Raw genomic sequence first — 17,511 nt, forward strand, 5'->3', positions numbered from 1 at the left:
CACGCATGAACGACCTCCAGGGCGAGCAGCCCGCCGTCACGATCCGCGTACTCCTCGCCGAGGACCAGTCGATGGTCCGCGAGGCGCTGGCCACGTTGCTGGGCCTGGAGGCCGACATCGACGTGGTTGCCCAAGTGGCGCGCGGTGACGAGGTGGTGGCGGCGGCCCGGGAGCACGCGGTGGACGTGGCCCTGCTCGACATAGAGATGCCGGGGATGACCGGGATCGACGCGGCGACGCTGCTGCGCAAGGAGCTTCCCGGGGTCAAGGTGGTCATCGTCACCACCTTCGGCCGCCCCGGATATCTGCGCCGCGCGATGGAGCAGGGCGCCGACGCCTTCCTGGTCAAGGACGCCCCCGCGGCCCAACTCGCCGACGCGGTACGCCGGGTGCTCGCCGGCGAGAAGGTGATCGACCCCACGCTGGCGGCGCTGGCGCTCTCCGAAGGGGCCGATCCGCTCACCGGACGCGAACGGGAGGTGCTGCGGGCGGCTGCCGACGGGTCGGTCAACGCCGAGATCGCCAAGGCGCTCCACCTGTCCGAGGGCACGGTGCGCAACTACCTGTCCACCGCGATCCAGAAGACCGGCGCGCGCAACCGTTCCGAGGCGGTGCGCATCGCCCGGGAGAAGGGGTGGCTGTGACCCTCGTGCCCGGGGCTGAGGGGGCACGTCAGTTGAGCAGGGCGCGGGCCGCCCGGGCCTGGTGGCGCATGGATTCGGCGGCGCCGGGGTCGAGTTCGGCCAGCAGGTCGGCGTAGCGGTCGAGTTCGGCGGCGCCGGTGAGGAAGTCGCCGCGTTCGACGAGGAGTTGGGCGCGTTCGGCGCGCAGCCGGGCCGGATGGCGGGGGAGCAGCAGCGACAGGTCCACCGCCCACAGCTGGACGGCGCTGTGCTCGGGGCGGGCGGCGGCCCAGGCCCGGATGTTGCCCAGCACGCGGGCGATGACGTCCAGCGGATCGGCCGGGGCCAGCATGTCCGGGGTGGGCGGTCCCCCGGTGGCGCCGGCCACCAGCGTCTCGACGTCCTGCCCGGTCAGCTCCCGGCCGCCGCTGAACGGGTCGGCGAGCACATGGCGCCCCCGGGGATCGCCGACGCCCACCACGAAGTGGCCGGGGAGCGCCACCCCGTACACCGGGGCGCCCACCCGGCGGCCGACCTCGATCCACACCACCGACAGCAGGATCGGCAGCCCGTGTCCGCGCCGCAGCACCTGGTGGAGCAGGGAGGACTCCAGCCGCCGGTAGTCCGCCGGGTCGCCGCGGAAGCCGCAGCGGGTGCCCAGCGCGTCGGCGAGCGCCTCGGCCCAGGCGGACGGGGTGGCGGCGGCGCGGGGCGGCGGGGTGACCACGGCGGCCAGCCGGTCGAGTGCGTCCAGCGCGGCGGCGAGCCCGTCCTCGTCCAGCGCCGGGTCGGCCTCGGCGCCCACCAGCAGGCACAGCAGCGCCAGGTCCGGCCGCTCCCCCCGGACCTCCCGGGCGAACCGCTGCCGCCTGCGGGTGATGTCGTCCATCGCAACCATGGCCACCGCTCAGTCGGTCGTGCTCCGCGGCGCGCGCCGGTAGTGGTAGTGGTGGTGGGGGCCGAAGCCCATCCGTTCGTAGAGCGCCCGCGCGCTGCCATTGTCCTCCTCGACCTGGAGGTAGGCGCCCCGGGCGCCCTCGGCCACCGCGCGCCGCGCCAGCGCCGCCATCACCGCGGTGGCCAGCCCCTGGCGGCGCAGCGCCGGGTCGACCTCCACGGCGGCGAACCCGGCCCACACCCCGTCCACCACGCACCGCCCGATGGCGGCCGGTGGCTCGCCCGGTTCGCCCGGCACGGTGGCGAACCACACCGACGGTCCGCCGCGCAGCACCGCGAGCGCGGTGCCGACGGCGGTGCCGGTGCGCCGGTAGCGGCGCAGCCAGGCGTCGTCCGGTTCCCGGGCGGTCACCACGCGTTCGGCGCCGGGGGCGTCGGCGACCGGGTCGAGCGGCGCGGTGAGCAGCAGCGTGGCCCCCTCACGCGTCCAGCCCCGGTCGTCCAGCGCCGCCGCCAGCCGTTCGTCACCGTCCGGCGAACCGGTGGCGACCTGCACGTAGGGGACGAGGCCGCGGGCGCCGTACCACCCGGTGACCCGCTCCAGCGCGGCGTCCAGCGGCAGCCCGGGATCGCCCAGCGGCAGAACGGAGTTGGCCCGCCGGGTGAAGCCGCGCGGCCCGGCGGGGTCGCCCGGCGCGGCGGGCACCACGGCGGCGCGCAGCGTCCAGCCGCCGAGCCGCTCGCTCTCCGGCGCCGGCCATCCCCGGGCGGCCACGGTCTGGAGTTCTCGGACCCCGGCGGCGGGCGCGGCCGGACCGCGGCGGACGGCCGGGGCGCCGGGCACGGCCTTCCCGGCGACCAGCGAGGATTCCGTGATGCGGACGACCTCGCCGGTCCGGCGTGTGATCATCAGCACACCGCCCGACCAGGATGTGAGAACGCCAACGGTGTCGCTGAACACCGGGCGCCCCTGGACGATCTCCGCTACCCTCCGCACGGAAACACGTTTTCCCAAGTCAGCGGGGGTGATTCGGATGTCCAGGCGTCCTCCGCCGGCGAATTCCACAGTTCGGCCGCCCCTCTTGTTCGTCTGCTGCCCGGAACCGGAGATACTAGAGGCGGGCATCGACGACGCCGCGCTCCCGCGCGCCACGCGGCGGAGCCGCATACCGGTCCGCCGGCCCTATCAAGGAGGAACGACAGCGTGACCTACGTCATCGCGCAGCCTTGTGTCGACGTCAAGGACAAGGCATGCATCGAGGAGTGCCCCGTCGACTGCATCTACGAGGGCCAGCGGTCCTTGTACATCCACCCGGACGAGTGTGTCGACTGCGGGGCCTGTGAGCCGGTCTGCCCGGTCGAGGCGATCTTCTACGAGGACGACACCCCGGAGGAGTGGAAGGACTACTACAAGGCGAACGTCGAGTTCTTCGACGAGCTCGGCTCGCCCGGTGGTGCCTCGAAGCTGGGTCTGATCGAGCGCGACCACCCGTTCATCGCGGCCCTGCCGCCGCAGAACGGCTGACGGCCGCGACGGCCGACGGCCGTGGAACGGTTGACATACGACCAGCCATAGCGATCACCGCGGCGGTCCCGTCCGGCGACGTCGACGTGCCGGACGGGGCCGCCGTCGGCGTTGCGCGACAGAAGTTGCACGAGAGAAAGCGAGCACCCGTGCCGCGCGTTTCCGACCGGCTCCCGGTCTTCCCGTGGGACCGCCTGGAGCCCTACAAGACCGCCGCCGCGGCGCACCCGGACGGGATCGTCGACCTGTCGGTCGGCACCCCGGTCGACCCGGTCCCCGAGGTGGTCCGGCAGGCGCTGGCCGCCGCCGCGGACAGCCCCGGTTACCCGCCGACCTACGGCACCCCCGAGCTGCGCGAGTCGATCGCCGGCTGGCTGGCGCGCCGGCACGCGGTGGCCGCCGACCCGGCGCACGTGCTGCCGCTGGTCGGCTCCAAGGAGCTGGTGGGCTGGCTGCCGCTGCTGCTCGGCCTCGACGCCGGTGACCAGGTCGCCTACCCGCGGCTGGCCTACCCGACGTACGAGGTCGGGGCGCTGATGGCGCGCGCGGAGCCGGTGACCTACGACGACCCCGTCACCGACCTGGACCCGGCGCGGGTCAAGCTGGTCTGGCTCAACACCCCGTCCAACCCGACCGGACGCACGCTCGGCGCGGACGAACTGCGCCGGATCGTCGGCTGGGCGCGGGAGCACGGGATCGTGGTGGTCTCCGACGAGTGCTACATCGAGCTGGGCTGGGAGACCGAGCCGGTCTCGGTGCTCCACCCGGACGTGTGCGGCGGCGGCCACACCGGGCTGATCGCGGTCCACTCGCTCTCCAAGCGCTCCAACTGCGCCGGTTACCGGGGGGCGTTCCTCGCCGGTGACCCGGAGCTCGTCGGTGAGCTGCTGGGGGTGCGCAAGCACCTCGGGATGATCGTGCCGGCGCCGGTGCAGGCCGCGATGATCGCCGCCCTGGACGACCAGGCGCACGCCGACGAGCAGTACGCCCGCTACGCCCGGCGGCGCGCCGCGCTGCGCACCGCCTTCGAGGGCGCCGGGTTCCGGATCGAGCACAGCGAGGCCAGCCTCTACCTGTGGGCCACCCGCGACGAACCCTGCTGGGACACCGTGGGCGACCTGTCCAAGCGCGGCATCCTGGTCGCGCCGGGCGACTTCTACGGCCCCGAGGGCGGGCGCTTCGTGCGGATCGCGTTCACCGCGACCGACGAGCGGGTGGAGGCCGCGGTACGCCGCCTGGCCGGCGCGTGACGCCACCCGGCAACCGGTGAGGGGGCCCGGAGAACGCGGTGTTCTCCGGGCCCCCTCATCCGTCGCGGTGCCGGACCGGGTCAGGACGCGGCGGGTCAGCCGAGACCCAGGCCGTGCGTGGCGGAGCCGCCGGACAGGTGGCCGACGTTCTCGGCCAGGTTGCCGACCGGGAGCTGGTCGGCGGCGGGGAGGCCGTGGCCGAGCGAGCGGGTGCTCTTGCCGGCGGCGCTGCCCACCGAGTGGCCGGCGTCGCCGACGACCTTCTCGGCGGCGGGGATCGCGGTCTTCCCGGTGGCGCCGACGACCTTCTCCGCGGCGGGCAGACCGCTCTTGACCACGCTGCTGCCGGTCTGGCTCGCCAGGTCGGCGGTGCTGTGCGCGGCGCCGTCCACCGTGTGGGCGGCACCGGTGGCGGTGTCCGGGCTGGTCAGCCCGCCAAGGCCGGAGTGGGGCAGCTCGACGGCCGACGCCGAGGAGGCGCCCATGCCGACCACGGGGGCGGCAGCGGCGACCAGCAGGGCGGCCCGGGCGATCCGGCGCTTGAGGGGGAGGGACATGATGCTCCTTCTGCGGAGAGACAGAACGGGTGGTGCCCGGCGGGGCGGGACCGTTGGTGCCCCGCGGCTTTCCGGACGCGAGGTGTCCGGCGGGCGGACGTCGTGACTACCGCGTGACCCGCCGTAAAGTTGCGGTCGCAGAAGGTAAAGACTTTGCAATGCGTCGCATAATATCTTTTCGGGAGAATAGGGCATTAGGAACGCTTCGCAGCGGCCTGCCGAAACGTCACACCCCTTGCCTGCCAAGGCCGTCAGCGTCCTGCGGCCACCTCGGGGACGAGCGCCCCGCACCGCCCGGGAAGCCCCCGCCGACCACCCCCAGGGATGAACCCCCGCACTCCTGCCCGGACCGCTGCGCTTACCGCCCGCGACCGCCCACCGGCGCGTTGGGGCACCGCGGACCGGCGGCGAGCCGTCACGCGCTCGCCGCCGGCGCGGGCGGGGTTCAGCCCGTCACGGTGATCGCCACGTCCCCGTAGCGCGCGACGGAGACCGGGGCGGAGGTCCACCCCCGGCCCGAGTCGGCGGCCCGCCAGCGGCGCCCGCGGTAGTCCACCTGGGCGATCCGCAGCTCCGGGGCGTGCGCCACCGCCCACTGGGCCAGCACCCAGCCGTGCGCCGCCGGGTCCTTGACGGCCGGGCCGGCCACGGCGTCCCCGGGCACCACCACCACGCGCCCGTCCCGTGCCCCGTCCCACGCCCCGGGCGGCGACCCGTCGGCCGGCACCGCCACCGGGCCGCCGCCGTCCGCCAGCACCCCGGCGCCGAACTCCCGCGCCAGCCGCTGCCGTACCGCCGCCGCGTCGCCCCTGCGGGGCCGGGACAGCACCGTGCAGCTGAGCGCCGGCGCCCGCCCCGACAGCGCCGCCGCCAGCAGCGCGGCGTCCGCCTCGTGCCGGGCGTACGCCCGCGGATAACCGCTGCGCTGCACCCGCTGCGCGGCCACCGTCAACGGCAGCCGCGAGTAGCCGGGGATCCGCACCAGCTGGTCGAAGAACTCGTTGGCGGAGTACACCGGATCGGCGATCTGCTCGGCGGTACCCCAGCCCTGCGAGGGGCGTTGCTGGAACAGCCCGAGCGAATCGCGGTCGCCGCCGCCCATGTTGCGCAGCTTCGACTCCTGCATCGCGGTGGCCAGGGCTATGGTCAGCGCCCGTTCGGGAAGGTCGCGCGAGGCCGCGACCGCCCCGATCGTCGCCGCGTTGGCCGCCTGCTGCTGCCGCAGGTCCAGCCGCCCGCCGCCGCCGCGCACCGTGCACACCGTGGCCGGCCCGGCCGTCACCGCCCGGAACGTCACGTATCCGGCCACCGCCGCACACGCCAGCAACGCCGCGCCGTACCGCACCCGGCGCCGCCGCCGGGGCATGGAACAGGTGCCCGCACCGGGCCGCAGTGATCGCTGGGACACGCGTCACACGGTACTAGCCGCACCCGGCCGGCCACGGCGCGTGCCACCCCCGCGTCACCGGCACCGGCACCGTCACCGGCGGCGTTCGGCTCGGCGGGGCTCGCGGCGGCGCGGGTAAGGTCGCCCGCATGAGCATCCCCGTACTCGATCTCAGCCAGGACGCGGTGGGCGTGACCGCGCAGCTCGTCGACATCCCCTCGGTCAGCCGCGACGAGCAGGTGCTCGCGGACGCCGTGGAACAGGCGTTGCGCGCCCTGCCACACCTGACCGTGGAACGGGACGGGAACGCGGTGGTGGCCCGCACCGCGCTCGGGCGCGCCGAACGCGTGGTGCTCGCCGGCCACCTGGACACCGTGCCGGTCGCCGGCAACCTGCCGTCCCGGCTGACCGACGGCGTGCTGCACGGCTGCGGCACCTCCGACATGAAGTCCGGGGTCGCCGTCCAGCTCCGGCTGGCCGCCACCGTGCCCGCCCCCAACCGCGACCTGACCTTCGTCTTCTACGACGCCGAGGAGATCGCCGCGGAGTTCAACGGGCTGAAGCGGCTCGCCGAACACCGTCCCGAATGGCTCGCCGGCGACTTCGCGGTGCTGCTGGAGCCCACCTCCGCCCAGGTCGAAGGGGGCTGCCAGGGCACCATGCGGGTACGGGTGGAGACCACCGGCCGGCGCGCCCACTCCGCGCGCAGCTGGCTCGGCGAGAACGCCATCCACGCCGCCGCCCCCGTCCTCGCCCGGCTCGCCGCCTACACCCCGCGCCAGGTCGAGATCGACGGGCTCACCTACCGCGAGGGGCTCAACGCGGTGCTGATCGAGGGCGGCCACGCGGGCAACGTCATCCCGGACGCCTGCGCGGTCACCGTCAACTACCGCTTCGCGCCGGACCGCGGCGAGCGGGAGGCGCTCGCCCACGTCCGGGAGGTCTTCGACGGCTTCACCGTGGTGCTCACCGACTCCGCCCCCGGCGCGCTGCCCGGACTGAGCCACCCGGCCGCCGCCGCCTTCACCGCCGCGGTGGGCGGCGAACCCGCCGCCAAGGCCGGCTGGACCGACGTGGCCCGCTTCGCCGCGCTCGGCATCCCGGCCGTCAACTACGGCCCCGGCGACCCGAAGCTGGCCCACACCCGCGAGGAGCACGTGCGCACCGCCGACGTCCTGGCCTGCGAGGAACGGCTGCGTCGCTGGCTCACCGGCTGAGCCGGGCGGGTACGTACGCTGCAAGAGTGCCCCGTGACCCACCCGGGGCGGAAGGGAGCGATCCGTGGGACACACCGACCCCGAGGAGCCGACCGGGCAGCACCCCGCCGATCACCCGCGGCGGCCATCACGCACCCGCGCGGAACCGGACGCGGAACCCAGGTGCAGCCCCGCGCAGGAGGCGTCGGCCGCCGCCAACGCCGCCGCCGAGGCCACCCCGGGCGCCACGCACCCAGCCGGCCGGGCCTGGCCGGAACGCCACCTCGGCCCGGTGGTGCGCCGCCGGGGCCAGGTGCTGGCCGGCACCACCGACCAGCGGCTGCTGGACACCAAGGGGCCCACGGACTGGCTGCACGAGGACCCGTGGCGGGTGATGCGGATCCAGTCGGAGTTCGTCGAGGGCTTCGGCGCCCTGTCCGAACTGGGCCCGGCCATCAGCGTGTTCGGCTCCGCCCGCACCCCGGCCGGCTCGCCCGAGTACGAGGCGGGGGTACGCATCGGCCGGGCGCTGGCCGAGGCCGGCTTCGCGGTGATCACCGGCGGCGGACCGGGCGCGATGGAGGCGGCCAACAAGGGCGCGGGCGAGGCCGGCGGGGTCTCGGTGGGGCTCGGCATCGAGCTCCCCTTCGAGCAGGGCCTCAACCCCTACGTCGACATCGGCATCAACTTCCGGTACTTCTTCGTCCGCAAGACGATGTTCGTCAAGTACGCGCAGGGGTTCGTGGTGCTGCCCGGCGGCTTCGGGACGATGGACGAGCTCTTCGAGGCGCTGACGCTGGTGCAGACCAAGAAGGTCACTCGGTTCCCCATCGTCCTGTTCGGCGGCGACTACTGGCGCGGACTGGTGGACTGGGTGCGCACCGCCGTGGTCGGCCAGGGCAAGGCGTCCGCGGTCGACCTGGAGCTGTTCCACCTCACCGACGACGTGGACGAGGCGATCGCCCTGGTCACCAAGGAGACCTCCTGACCGGGTGAGCGGTGGCTCAGGCCAGCCCCCTGCGGGCCACCGCGGGGGGCCGGTGGCCGGCGATGGAGGCCACCATGTCGAGCACCTGCCGGGTCTCGGCGACCTCGTGCACCCGGTAGACCCGGGCCCCCAGCCACGCCGAGACCGCGGTGGTGGCCAGCGTGCCCAGCAGCCGCTCCTTGACCGGGCGGTCCAGCGTCTCGCCGACGAAGTCCTTGTTGGACAAGGACACCAGCACCGGCCAGCCGGTGCCCACCATCTCGCCGAGCCGCCGGGTCGCCTCCAGCGAGTGCCGGGTGTTCTTGCCGAAGTCGTGCCCCGGGTCGATCAGGATGGCGTCCCGCGGCACCCCCAGTTCGGCCGCCCGCTGCGCCAGGCCCAGCGTCACCCGCAGGATGTCGGCCATCACGTCCTCGTACCCCACCCGGTGCGGGCGGGTCCGCGGCTCGGCGCCGCCGGCGTGGGTGCACACCAGCCCCACCCGGTGCCGGGCGGCGACCTCGGCGAGGTGCGGATCGACCCCGCCCCAGGCGTCGTTGAGCAGGTCGGCGCCGACCGCGCAGACCGCCTCGCCGACCTCGTGGCGCCAGGTGTCCACGCTGATCACCACGTCCGGGTGGCGCTCGCGGACCTCGGCGACGAAGGGCACGATCCGGCGGATCTCCTCCTCGGTGGTGACCTCCTCGCCGGGTCCGGCCTTCACCCCGCCGATGTCGATGATGGCGGCCCCCTCGGCGACCGCCCGGTCGACCCGGGCCAGCGCCGCCTCGTCGGCGAAGGTGGCACCTTGGTCGTAGAAGGAGTCCGGGGTACGGTTCACGATCGCCATGATCACCGGCTCGTGATCGCCGAATTCGCGCTTGCCCAGCCGCAGCATGCTGTTTCCGTCCTCCTCGTGTCCTGTCGGCGACCTTAGCGTCTACGCCGCCGGGGCCCGGACACCGCGATCCCGCGCCGGGCGGGGCATGGCACGATCGTGACCGACAGCAGCCCCACCACAGGTCCGGACCCGGGAGATCGTCTTGTTCTGGTTCATGCTCATCGCGCTGGTCGCGGTGGTCGCCGCGGTCGCCCTCGCGGTGCTCGGCGACGGCGGGACGCTGCCGGAGACCGAACCCGACCTGGCCGCGGGGGCGTTGCCGGCCGACCGGCCCACCGCCCGCGCCGACCTGGAGGAGCTGCGCCTGCCGGTGGCGCTGCGCGGCTACCGGATGACAGAGGTGGACGACGTGCTCGACCGGCTCGGCGCCGAACTGGCCGAACGGGACGCGCGCATCGCGGAGTTGGAGGCCGCGCTGGCCGGGGCGCACGACGCCGCGCTGGGCGGCCGGGCGCTCGGCGAGGGGCATCCGCCCGCCCCGGAACCCGGCGGTCCGCCGGGCGCGCCGGACGCGGGCGCCGGTGACCACCCGGCCGGCGGCGAGGAGGGGCGCCATGAGTGAGCCGGTACGCCCGCCCCGCCCGGTCGCCCCGGTCACCGGCGCCGACGGCCTGGCCCGCTGCCCGTGGGGCATGGAGGGCGACGGGTACCAGGACTACCGCGACTACCACGACACCGAGTGGGGACGCCCGGTCCACGGCGACGACGCGCTCTACGAGCGGGTCTGCCTGGAGGCGTTCCAGTCCGGGCTGTCGTGGCTGACGATCCTGCGCCGCCGGGAGGGGTTCCGGCGGGCCTTCGCCGGGTTCCGGATCGAGGCGGTCGCCGGCTTCACCGAGGCCGACCGGGAACGGCTGCTGGCCGACCCCGGCATCATCCGCAACCGCGCCAAGATCGACGCGGCCATCGCCAACGCCCGGGCGGCGCTGGCGCTGGCCGAGTCGTACCAGGGCGGGCTGGACGCGCTGATCTGGTCCTACGCGCCCGACCCGGCGGGGCGGCCGGTGCCGGATACGCTCGCCGACGTGCCCGCGGTCACCCCCGAGTCCACCGCGCTCGCCAAGGACCTCAAGAAGCGCGGCTTCCGCTTCGTCGGCCCCACCACCGCCTACGCGCTGATGCAGGCGTGCGGCCTGGTCGACGACCACCTCGCCGGGTGCCACGTCCGGCGGGCGGCGGCTCAGCGGCCGGTGTAGCGCGGCTTCTCCTTCTTCAGGAAGGCGTCCACCGCGATCCGGTGGTCGGCGGAGGTGCCGGCGCGCTCCTGGAGTTCGTCCTCCTTGGCCAGCGTCTCGATCAGCGAGTGGCCGGCGCCGTAGGCCAGCGACTCCTTGAGCGCCGCGTAGGCGACGGTGGGCCCCTCGGCGAGCCGCCGGGCCACCGCGCGGGCCGCCTCGGACAGTTCGGCCGCGGGCACCACCTGCTGGGCGATGCCCAGCTCCAGGGCCTCGGCGGCGGTCACGGAGCGTGGGAAGAACAGCAGGTCGGTGGCGCGGGCGTGGCCCACCAGGCGCGGCAGCGTCCACGAGACGCCGGAGTCGGCGGTGAGCGCCACCCCGGCGAACGCGGTGGTGAACGAGGCGCTGTCGGCCACCACCCGGTAGTCGGCGGCGAACGCGAAGCCCGCGCCGGCCCCGGCGGCCACCCCGTTGACCCCGGCCACCACCGGCTTGGCCATGGTGGCGATGGCGGTGACGATCGGGTTGTAGTGCTCCTGCACGGTGCTCATGGTCCGCCCGCCCGGCGCCCGGCCGTCGCCGTGCAGGGTGGCCACGTGCTCCTTGAGGTCCTGGCCGACGCAGAACGCGCGGCCGGTGCCGGTGAGCAGCACCGCGCGTACCGCGGGGTCGGCCCCGGCCTCGCGCAGCGCGTCCCGCAGCGCGTTCTTGGTGGCGGTGTCGAGGGCGTTCATCGCCTCCGGCCGGTTCAGCGTGATGGTGGCGAGGGCGTCGGTCACCTCGTAGAGCACGGTGTCGGCCATGGCAGTAGTCCCTCCGTCGCGGCTCGGGTCGGCCCCAGCATGCCGGAGATCACCGGGGGCGAACATGTGACCTGCGTCAAAGTTCCGGACCGGCCGGGGTGCGCCCGGTACGCGGCGGGACACGAGTATCGCGCCGGGCTCGCCGGATTGGGGGGTTTTGCGGGTGTGCGTCGCCGAAGGGGCGGCCCCCGATGTTGTTCATCGGGGACCGGCATGCGGGATAATGGCGTGGAACCAATGTGTTCGAGTCCGGTGGCGCCTGGGTTGCCGGTTGCGAAGAACGGGTTTCAGGAAGGGGAACGAGCATGGCGGCCATGAAGCCGCGGACGGGTGATGGCCCGCTCGAGGTGACCAAGGAGGGGCGGGGCATCGTCATGCGCGTTCCGCTCGAAGGCGGCGGGCGTCTGGTCGTCGAGCTGACACCGCAGGAGGCCGAGGAACTCGGCGAGGCTCTGAAGAAGGTGTGCGCCTGAATCCGGCGCGCTGAGCCACGGCTCAAGTCATCCGGACGGCTCCGGGCTGCGGTCACCCACGCGGGAAGCGTGAGCGGCCGGAGCCCGGAGCCGTCGGCGTTCCCGCCCGGCCGCGCGGCTCAGGCCCGCTTCACCGCGCACAGCAGGCCGTCGTCGGTGGGGAGCAGCACCGGCACCAGCGCCGCGCTGTCGCGCACCACCCGCAGCACCTCGCGCAGCTCCTGCACCTCGGTCTCCTGGTGCGCGGCGTCCATCGAACGCCCCTGGGCGAGCACGCCCTCGAAGCAGACCACCCCGCCGGGGCGCAGCAGCCGCAGCGACTCGGCGAGGTAGCTGAGGTACTCCTGCCGGTCGCCGTCGCAGAAGACGAGGTCGTAGCCGCCGTCCGCGAGGCGGGGGAGGACGTCCAGCGCCCGGCCGGGGATGAAGCGGGCGCGGTTGGCCGCGAAGCCGGCCTCGCGGTAGGCGGCGCGGGCCAGTTGCTGCCGTCCCGGCTCGGTGTCCACGGTGGTCAGCACCCCGTCCGGCCGCATGCCCTGGAGCAGATGGATACCGGAGACCCCCAGGCCCGTGCCGATCTCGGCGACCACCCGGGCGTCCGCGGTGGCCGCCAGCATCCGCAGGGCGGCCCCGGTGGCCGGGGAGACCGCGCGCACCCCCGCCTCCCGGGCGCGCTCGCGGGCCCGTAGCAGCGCGTCGTCCTCGGCGACGAACGCATCGGCGAACGCCCAGCTCGCCTGCCGGTTGCCGGTAATGGCCCTCTCCTGTCCCCGTCGCTGTGATGCGGTAGCCGCTCGGCGACTGTATCCGCTGCGCGCGGGAACCTGCCCGGGAGGCCGCGCGTTGACGCTGGTGGGATCGGGTACGGAAGGCGCGCAGGCTTCCGGCCCGACGGGAAGAGCTGGGGCAAAGTTTCTTATCCGGAGCTAACGGGCGAGGTGGATATGGTGGGGGCTCTACTGGACACCACCAGAGCCGACAGGGGAGGTGCGGCTGCCGACGGCGACAGGCGGGTGCTTCGGCGCCTCCGCAGGCCGGCCGGCCAGCCGAGATCCGTGAACGAGACCGCTGACCGTCCCGCCGCCGACACCGGCTCCGCGACCGCGTCCTTCGCCGCGACCGCCTCCTTCGGCACCGACGGCGAGGCGTGGACCCCTCCCTCCTGGGAGGAGATCGTCAGCACCCACAGCGCTCGGGTCTACCGCCTCGCCTACCGCCTCACCGGCAACCAGCACGACGCCGAGGACCTCACCCAGGAGGTCTTCGTCCGCGTCTTCCGGTCGCTGTCCACCTACACCCCCGGCACCTTCGAGGGGTGGCTCCACCGCATCACCACCAACCTCTTCCTCGACATGGTCCGCCGCCGCCAGCGCATCCGCTTCGACGCGCTCGGCGAGGACGCGGCGGAACGGCTGGCCAGCCGCGAACCGTCGCCCGCGCAGCACTTCAACGACACCCACTTCGACGCGGACGTCCAGCAGGCGCTGGACACCCTCGCCCCGGAGTTCCGCGCCGCGGTCGTGCTGTGCGACATCGAGGGGCTGTCGTACGAGGAGATCGCGGCCACCCTCGGGGTGAAGCTCGGCACCGTACGCAGCCGCATCCACCGCGGCCGGTCCCACCTGCGCAGCGCCCTCCGGCACCGTGCGCCCGCCACCCGTCCCGGGCGTGCGATGGCTGCCGTGTCGGGCGCGACGGGCAGTGACGGAGCGGCGACGCGGGGGAAACAGTGAGTGGTGCCGGACCCTTCCGACAGATCCGAAACCCCCGGGGCCTCGGTACGAGACCGGCGGTGAAGCCGGCCGCGGCCTCCGCCGCCGAGGAGCACCTCGGCGACCGGCTCGCCGCCTTCGTCGACGGTGAGCTCGCCGACGACACCCGGGAACGCGTGCTGGCCCATCTGGCCACCTGCGAGCAGTGCAAGGCCGAGGCCGACGAGCAGCGCCGGCTGAAGGACGCCATCGCCGGCGCCACCCCGCCGGTGCTCTCCGCCGGGCTGCTGGCCCGGTTGCAGCAGTTGCCCGGGGGCGGCCCGGACGGCCCCGGCGGCGGTCCGCTCGACCGGATCGACGGCGCTCTGTTCGGCGGTGGCCTCTTCGGCCCGGCCGACGGCCACCACGGTCACGGCGAGGCGGAGGTCCGCGGGCCCGAGCGGGAGCCGCTGCTGGCGCCCGGCCGTGGTTCCGCCGCTCACCCGGGGCGGATGGACGGCTTTAGAATCCACGAGTTCTCGCGCCCCTCGCGCGGCCGTCGGTTCGCCTTCGCCGCGGCCGGCGCGTTCTCCATGGCGGCGCTGGCGCTCGGCGGCGCGCTGCCGCTGGACGCGGCGATCGAGGGCGGTACGGGCCCGTCCGACGGCGGGGCGGGCACCTCGCTGACGCCGATCGGGGCGAGCGGTGCCGGGGGGCGTCCGGCCCGCCCGGAGCCGGGGCTGCTCAGCGCCCAGGTGGGCGGCGCGGCCACCCCGGTCTCGGCCTCCTGGCCGCTGCTGCTGCGCCCGCGGCCGGACGCCGGTGTCACGCGGCCGGTGCCGGTCATATCCGGGGTTCCGGCGACGCCGCTGGCACAGGCCCCGTCGCCGCTGATCGGCGGTGCCGTCCCGGCCCGGGGCGACACCCAGCGCTGATCACCCGCCCGCCTCGCACACCTGGTTGAATCCTCGGTGACACCGGCCGCGTTGCGACCCGCGGCGGACGGGTGTGGGCTTGGAGTGCTTCGGCACCGGGGTGACGCCGTTCGCGTCCACCCTCCGCCGGACCGCGGACCGAGGGGAGAACATGGACGAGGGGAAGAACACCCGGCCGCACTGGTGGAGCCGCCCGCGGCAGGCCGACGGCGACCCCGCCCCGGCCGCCCCGCCGCCCCCGGACGCGCCGCCCGCCGGCCCCGGCGCCCCCGTACCGCCCGGCCCGGCCGACCCGGTGCCCGCCGCGCCTCCGGTCGGCCCCCTCGCCGGGGAGCCCCCGGTACCGCCGCCGCACCCGGCCGACCCGTACGACACGCCGCCGTACGGGCCGCCCGGGCCGTGGGCGCCTGCCCCGCCGGTGCAGCGCACCTGGCAGCCGTACGACCCCTGGGCGGCGCCGGGGTACCCCGCGGTGGTGCCGGTGCCGGCCACGGCGACCGGGCGGCGGCGTGGGCGGCTGCTGGCCGGGGCGGTGCTGATCGCGCTGGTGGCCGGCGGCATCGGCGGGGTCACCGGGGCCTGGCTGCAGCGTGCCGGCGGGGTCGGCGGGGTCACCCTGCCGCAGGCGCCCGCCGACCACAGCGGCCGGGCGGCGGGTACGGTGGCCGCCATCGCCCGCGCCGCGCTGCCCGGGGTGGTCTACATCCACGTCAAGGGCGGCGGCGAGGAGGCCACCGGCACCGGTTTCCTGCTCGACTCCGACGGCCGCATCATCACCAACAACCACGTGGTGGAGCCCGCCGCGACCAGTGGCGAGATATCGGTGACCTTCAACGGCGGCACCGTCCGCAAGGCGCGGGTCCTCGGCCGGGACGGCGGCTACGACCTCGCGGTGATCAAGGTGGACGGCGTCGCCGGGCTCAGGCCGCTGCCGCTGGGCAACTCCGACTCGGTGCGGGTGGGCGACCCGGTGGTGGCCATCGGCGCCCCCTTCGGGCTGGAGGGCACCGTCACCTCCGGCATCATCAGCGCCAAGGACCGGCCCATCACGGCGGGCGGCAGTGGCGGCGGGGGCGACCAGGTCTCCTACGTCGACGCGCTCCAGACCGACGCGCCGATCAACCCGGGCAACTCCGGCGGCCCGCTGATGAACGGGCAGGGCCAGGTGATCGGCATCAACAGCGCGATCCGCTCCGCCGACGGCGGCGCCTCCGGCGGCATCGGCGGCCAGGGCGGCAGCATCGGTCTCGGCTTCGCCATACCGGTCAACCAGGCCCGGCGGGTCGCCGAGGAGCTGATCAACACCGGCCACGCCGAGCACCCGGTGATCGGGGTGACGGTGGACATGCGGTACACCGGCGACGGCGCCCGGATCGCCGACAAGGGCACCGGCGGCGCCCCCGCGGTGGTCCCCGGCGGCCCCGGCGACGCGGCCGGCCTCGCCTCCGGCGACGTGATCACCGCGGTCGACGGCGACCGGGTGCACAGCGGCCAGGAGCTGATCGTCAAGACCCGCAGCCACCGCCCCGGCGACCGGATCACGCTCACCGTGCGGCCGTCCGGGGGTGGCGCCGAACACACCGTGGAGCTGGTGCTGGGCAGCTCGTCCGGCGGCTGACCGGCGGCTCGGCCGGGGCGCGGCGCCGCCAAGGCCCCCGCGGCCTGCGCGAAGTCCCGTCCCGGCGGTCCGCCGCCCCCGCCGCGGCGCCCCCGTCGGCCGCCGCTCGCCATCCGGTGTTCAACCCGGTACCCTCCCGCGTCGCCGGGGCGGCCGGGTACCGTGGTGTTCTCTGACGTCTCCGAGGAGCTGCACCGGTGTTCTTCGACATAGGGCCACTCAAGCTGGTCACGCTCGTGCTGCTTGCCGTGATCGTCTTCGGCCCGGACAAGCTCCCGAAGCTCATCCAGGACGTCGCCCGGATGATCCGCAAGCTCCGCGCGTTCTCCGACAACGCCAAGGAGGACATCCGCAAGGAGCTGGGCCCGGAGTTCAAGGACTTCGAGTTCGAGGACCTCAACCCCAAGACGTTCGTCCGCAAGAACCTGCTGGACAACGACCGGCTCGGGCTCCAGGAGATCCGCAACGGCTTCGACCTCAAGGACGAGATGGCCACCGTCACCGACGCGGTGCAGGAGGGCCGTGGCGCCGTGCGCGGTGCCACCGGTTCCGACGCCGGTCCGGTGAACGGCACCCCGTCCGCCGCCGACCCGCTGCGCAAGCGCGACCCGCTGGCCCCCGGGGAGCCGCCGCCGTTCGACGCGGACGCCACCTGATCCGGCGGGCGGCCCGGTGTGCCGTCATGATGTGGCTATTCTCCTAAGGTTGGATTCGCCCGGGGGTGGCGCGCGCGAGCCGCGCGGGGGATCCGGCCGACCGGACGTCAGGGCATGGAGGAGGCGCCGCGCGTATGGAGACGACGAGTCGTACCGGTGGAACGGCGGGCGCCGACCGGACGGCCGAGGACCCGCGGGCGGTGGACGGTTACCTGATGGCCGCCTTTCCCTGGTACGGCCTGGACGAGGCGTTCACCGGCCCCAGATGGCTGTTGCGGGTGGGGGTCACCGCGGACGGCACGGTGGAGCACGGCTCGCTGGGCCACGGGGACACCCCGACGCTGAAGTCCTCGGTGCCCATGGGGGACCCGGCGCCCGACGCCCGACGCTTCGCGGTGGTGGTCACCCTCGCCCGGCGCCCGGTGCGGCCCAGCCCTGACGGCAGCGGGGTGCTGGAGGCCACCACGGCCGCCTCCGCCGCCTGGCTGGCCGGGGCCGGACTGCTCAGCTCCACCTGGCCGCTGCGGATGGCCCGCGGGCTGCGCCAGGCGTGGGTGGACCAGCAGACCGCGATCGCCTGGGAGCTGGCCGACGCGCTCGACGGCCCCGAGTGGTCCTCGCTGACCCTGCCGGTGGACGGCGCGCCGGTGCCGTTCCGCTACCGGGAGTCGGAGTACGGCTGGGTGGTCGCCGGATCGGCGCGCGGGGTGCACCTGGGCGCGTACGGACGCGGGATGAGCCCGTACGGCCTGGGGTTCGCGGTGGTGCGGGACATCACCGGCTACGGGACGCCCGGTGCGGTGCGCGGGGCCGCCGCCCGCCAGGGGTGACCCCGGCGCGGGCGGCGGCCCGTG

At 75.0% G+C, this 17,511-nt stretch carries 20 protein-coding genes; 13 read left to right on the plus strand and 7 right to left on the minus strand.

Annotated elements, in window-relative coordinates; translation table 11 throughout:
- Positions 1-5 precede the first annotated feature (5 nt).
- Positions 6-644, plus strand: a complete 639-nt coding sequence (locus tag SCATT_RS18830; RefSeq protein WP_014144702.1) for a response regulator transcription factor — start codon at positions 6-8, stop codon at positions 642-644.
- 28 nt (positions 645-672) lie between these two features.
- Here the strand turns inward: SCATT_RS18830 and SCATT_RS18835 are convergent, their stop codons facing one another.
- Together SCATT_RS18835 and SCATT_RS18840 are read right to left on the minus strand one after the other, a co-directional pair.
- On the minus strand, positions 673-1,512 hold the full coding sequence (locus tag SCATT_RS18835) for a transglutaminase family protein (RefSeq protein WP_014144703.1): 840 nt from the start codon (positions 1,510-1,512) through the stop codon (positions 673-675).
- Positions 1,513-1,530: 18 nt separating this feature from the next.
- The gene (locus tag SCATT_RS18840; protein ID WP_173405646.1) at positions 1,531-2,586 is read right to left on the minus strand and encodes a GNAT family N-acetyltransferase; all 1,056 of its coding nucleotides are present in this window, start codon (positions 2,584-2,586) and stop codon (positions 1,531-1,533) included.
- Positions 2,587-2,724: 138 nt separating this feature from the next.
- On the opposite strand from SCATT_RS18840, the gene fdxA reads away from it, so the two are divergent.
- Together fdxA and dapC are read left to right on the plus strand one after the other, a co-directional pair.
- Positions 2,725-3,045 carry a ferredoxin gene (gene fdxA, locus SCATT_RS18845; protein WP_010474859.1) on the plus strand — a complete coding sequence of 107 codons (321 nt, stop codon included), beginning with the start codon at positions 2,725-2,727 and terminating at the stop codon, positions 3,043-3,045.
- Between the two features lie 149 nt (positions 3,046-3,194).
- Positions 3,195-4,295, plus strand: coding sequence for a succinyldiaminopimelate transaminase (gene dapC / locus SCATT_RS18850; RefSeq protein WP_014144705.1), 1,101 nt, complete (start codon positions 3,195-3,197; stop codon positions 4,293-4,295).
- 95 nt (positions 4,296-4,390) lie between these two features.
- Here dapC and SCATT_RS18855 read toward each other — a convergent pair whose 3' ends face one another.
- Entirely contained in the window at positions 4,391-4,852 is a 462-nt protein-coding gene (locus SCATT_RS18855) for a hypothetical protein (protein WP_014144706.1), read from the minus strand.
- 445 nt (positions 4,853-5,297) lie between these two features.
- Positions 5,298-6,218, minus strand: coding sequence for a hypothetical protein (locus SCATT_RS18860; RefSeq protein ID WP_014144707.1), 921 nt, complete (start codon positions 6,216-6,218; stop codon positions 5,298-5,300).
- Positions 6,219-6,388: 170 nt separating this feature from the next.
- Here SCATT_RS18860 and dapE point away from each other — a divergent pair, with 170 nt between their 5' ends.
- Positions 6,389-7,456: a succinyl-diaminopimelate desuccinylase gene (gene dapE / locus SCATT_RS18865; protein WP_014144709.1), complete on the plus strand. Its 1,068-nt coding sequence runs from the start codon at positions 6,389-6,391 to the stop codon at positions 7,454-7,456.
- Between the two features lie 64 nt (positions 7,457-7,520).
- Positions 7,521-8,423 carry an LOG family protein gene (locus SCATT_RS18870; RefSeq protein WP_014144710.1) on the plus strand — a complete coding sequence of 301 codons (903 nt, stop codon included), beginning with the start codon at positions 7,521-7,523 and terminating at the stop codon, positions 8,421-8,423.
- Between the two features lie 16 nt (positions 8,424-8,439).
- Here SCATT_RS18870 and folP read toward each other — a convergent pair whose 3' ends face one another.
- Positions 8,440-9,300 (minus strand): dihydropteroate synthase, encoded by an 861-nt coding sequence (folP, locus tag SCATT_RS18875; protein WP_014144711.1) that lies wholly within the window; start codon positions 9,298-9,300, stop codon positions 8,440-8,442.
- Positions 9,301-9,445: 145 nt separating this feature from the next.
- On the opposite strand from folP, the gene SCATT_RS18880 reads away from it, so the two are divergent.
- Complete coding sequence (locus SCATT_RS18880; protein WP_014144712.1) at positions 9,446-9,865, plus strand: DivIVA domain-containing protein; 420 nt, start codon at positions 9,446-9,448, stop codon at positions 9,863-9,865.
- Positions 9,858-10,499: a DNA-3-methyladenine glycosylase I gene (locus SCATT_RS18885; protein ID WP_014144713.1), complete on the plus strand. Its 642-nt coding sequence runs from the start codon at positions 9,858-9,860 to the stop codon at positions 10,497-10,499. Before SCATT_RS18880 ends, SCATT_RS18885 begins: the two co-directional genes overlap by 8 nt.
- Here the strand turns inward: SCATT_RS18885 and chcB are convergent.
- Entirely contained in the window at positions 10,484-11,284 is an 801-nt protein-coding gene (gene chcB / locus SCATT_RS18890; protein ID WP_014144714.1) for a 2-cyclohexenylcarbonyl CoA isomerase, read from the minus strand. The genes SCATT_RS18885 and chcB overlap by 16 nt on opposite strands.
- 305 nt (positions 11,285-11,589) lie before the next feature.
- Between chcB and SCATT_RS36640 the strand changes: the two genes are divergently transcribed.
- Positions 11,590-11,757 carry a DUF3117 domain-containing protein gene (locus SCATT_RS36640; protein WP_014144715.1) on the plus strand — a complete coding sequence of 56 codons (168 nt, stop codon included), beginning with the start codon at positions 11,590-11,592 and terminating at the stop codon, positions 11,755-11,757.
- A gap of 119 nt (positions 11,758-11,876) precedes the next feature.
- On the opposite strand, the gene SCATT_RS18895 is transcribed toward SCATT_RS36640, so the two are convergent.
- Positions 11,877-12,512: an O-methyltransferase gene (locus tag SCATT_RS18895; protein WP_041824868.1), complete on the minus strand. Its 636-nt coding sequence runs from the start codon at positions 12,510-12,512 to the stop codon at positions 11,877-11,879.
- A gap of 189 nt (positions 12,513-12,701) precedes the next feature.
- Between SCATT_RS18895 and sigE the strand changes: the two genes are divergently transcribed.
- The 5 genes from sigE (at position 12,702) to SCATT_RS18920 (ending at position 17,487) form a co-directional block, all read left to right on the plus strand.
- Entirely contained in the window at positions 12,702-13,490 is a 789-nt protein-coding gene (sigE, locus tag SCATT_RS18900) for an RNA polymerase sigma factor SigE (protein WP_014144717.1), read from the plus strand.
- Between the two features lie 59 nt (positions 13,491-13,549).
- Positions 13,550-14,383 carry an anti-sigma factor family protein gene (locus tag SCATT_RS18905; RefSeq protein WP_014144718.1) on the plus strand — a complete coding sequence of 278 codons (834 nt, stop codon included), beginning with the start codon at positions 13,550-13,552 and terminating at the stop codon, positions 14,381-14,383.
- 151 nt (positions 14,384-14,534) lie between these two features.
- Entirely contained in the window at positions 14,535-16,001 is a 1,467-nt protein-coding gene (locus SCATT_RS18910; RefSeq protein ID WP_078590899.1) for a S1C family serine protease, read from the plus strand.
- Between the two features lie 197 nt (positions 16,002-16,198).
- Positions 16,199-16,657, plus strand: coding sequence for a sec-independent translocase (locus tag SCATT_RS18915; protein ID WP_014144720.1), 459 nt, complete (start codon positions 16,199-16,201; stop codon positions 16,655-16,657).
- Between the two features lie 134 nt (positions 16,658-16,791).
- On the plus strand, positions 16,792-17,487 hold the full coding sequence (locus SCATT_RS18920) for a hypothetical protein (protein ID WP_014144721.1): 696 nt from the start codon (positions 16,792-16,794) through the stop codon (positions 17,485-17,487).
- Positions 17,488-17,511 lie beyond the last annotated feature (24 nt).

The sequence above is a fragment of the Streptantibioticus cattleyicolor NRRL 8057 = DSM 46488 genome (genome assembly GCF_000240165.1).
In the GTDB taxonomy this organism is placed as follows: Bacteria; Actinomycetota; Actinomycetes; order Streptomycetales; family Streptomycetaceae; genus Streptantibioticus; species Streptantibioticus cattleyicolor.

Coding starts and splice junctions, on each gene's coding strand:
- folP (WP_014144711.1), bottom strand. CDS start 9,300: ATGCTGCGGCTGGGCAAGCGCGAATTCGGCGATCACGAGCCGGTGATC.
- SCATT_RS18920 (WP_014144721.1), top strand. CDS start 16,792: ATGGAGACGACGAGTCGTACCGGTGGAACGGCGGGCGCCGACCGGACG.
- SCATT_RS18830 (WP_014144702.1), top strand. CDS start 6: ATGAACGACCTCCAGGGCGAGCAGCCCGCCGTCACGATCCGCGTACTC.
- SCATT_RS18835 (WP_014144703.1), bottom strand. CDS start 1,512: ATGGACGACATCACCCGCAGGCGGCAGCGGTTCGCCCGGGAGGTCCGG.
- chcB (WP_014144714.1), bottom strand. CDS start 11,284: ATGGCCGACACCGTGCTCTACGAGGTGACCGACGCCCTCGCCACCATC.
- SCATT_RS18860 (WP_014144707.1), bottom strand. CDS start 6,218: ATGCCCCGGCGGCGGCGCCGGGTGCGGTACGGCGCGGCGTTGCTGGCG.
- SCATT_RS18885 (WP_014144713.1), top strand. CDS start 9,858: ATGAGTGAGCCGGTACGCCCGCCCCGCCCGGTCGCCCCGGTCACCGGC.
- SCATT_RS18910 (WP_078590899.1), top strand. CDS start 14,535: ATGGACGAGGGGAAGAACACCCGGCCGCACTGGTGGAGCCGCCCGCGG.
- sigE (WP_014144717.1), top strand. CDS start 12,702: ATGGTGGGGGCTCTACTGGACACCACCAGAGCCGACAGGGGAGGTGCG.
- dapE (WP_014144709.1), top strand. CDS start 6,389: ATGAGCATCCCCGTACTCGATCTCAGCCAGGACGCGGTGGGCGTGACC.
- SCATT_RS18855 (WP_014144706.1), bottom strand. CDS start 4,852: ATGTCCCTCCCCCTCAAGCGCCGGATCGCCCGGGCCGCCCTGCTGGTC.
- SCATT_RS36640 (WP_014144715.1), top strand. CDS start 11,590: ATGGCGGCCATGAAGCCGCGGACGGGTGATGGCCCGCTCGAGGTGACC.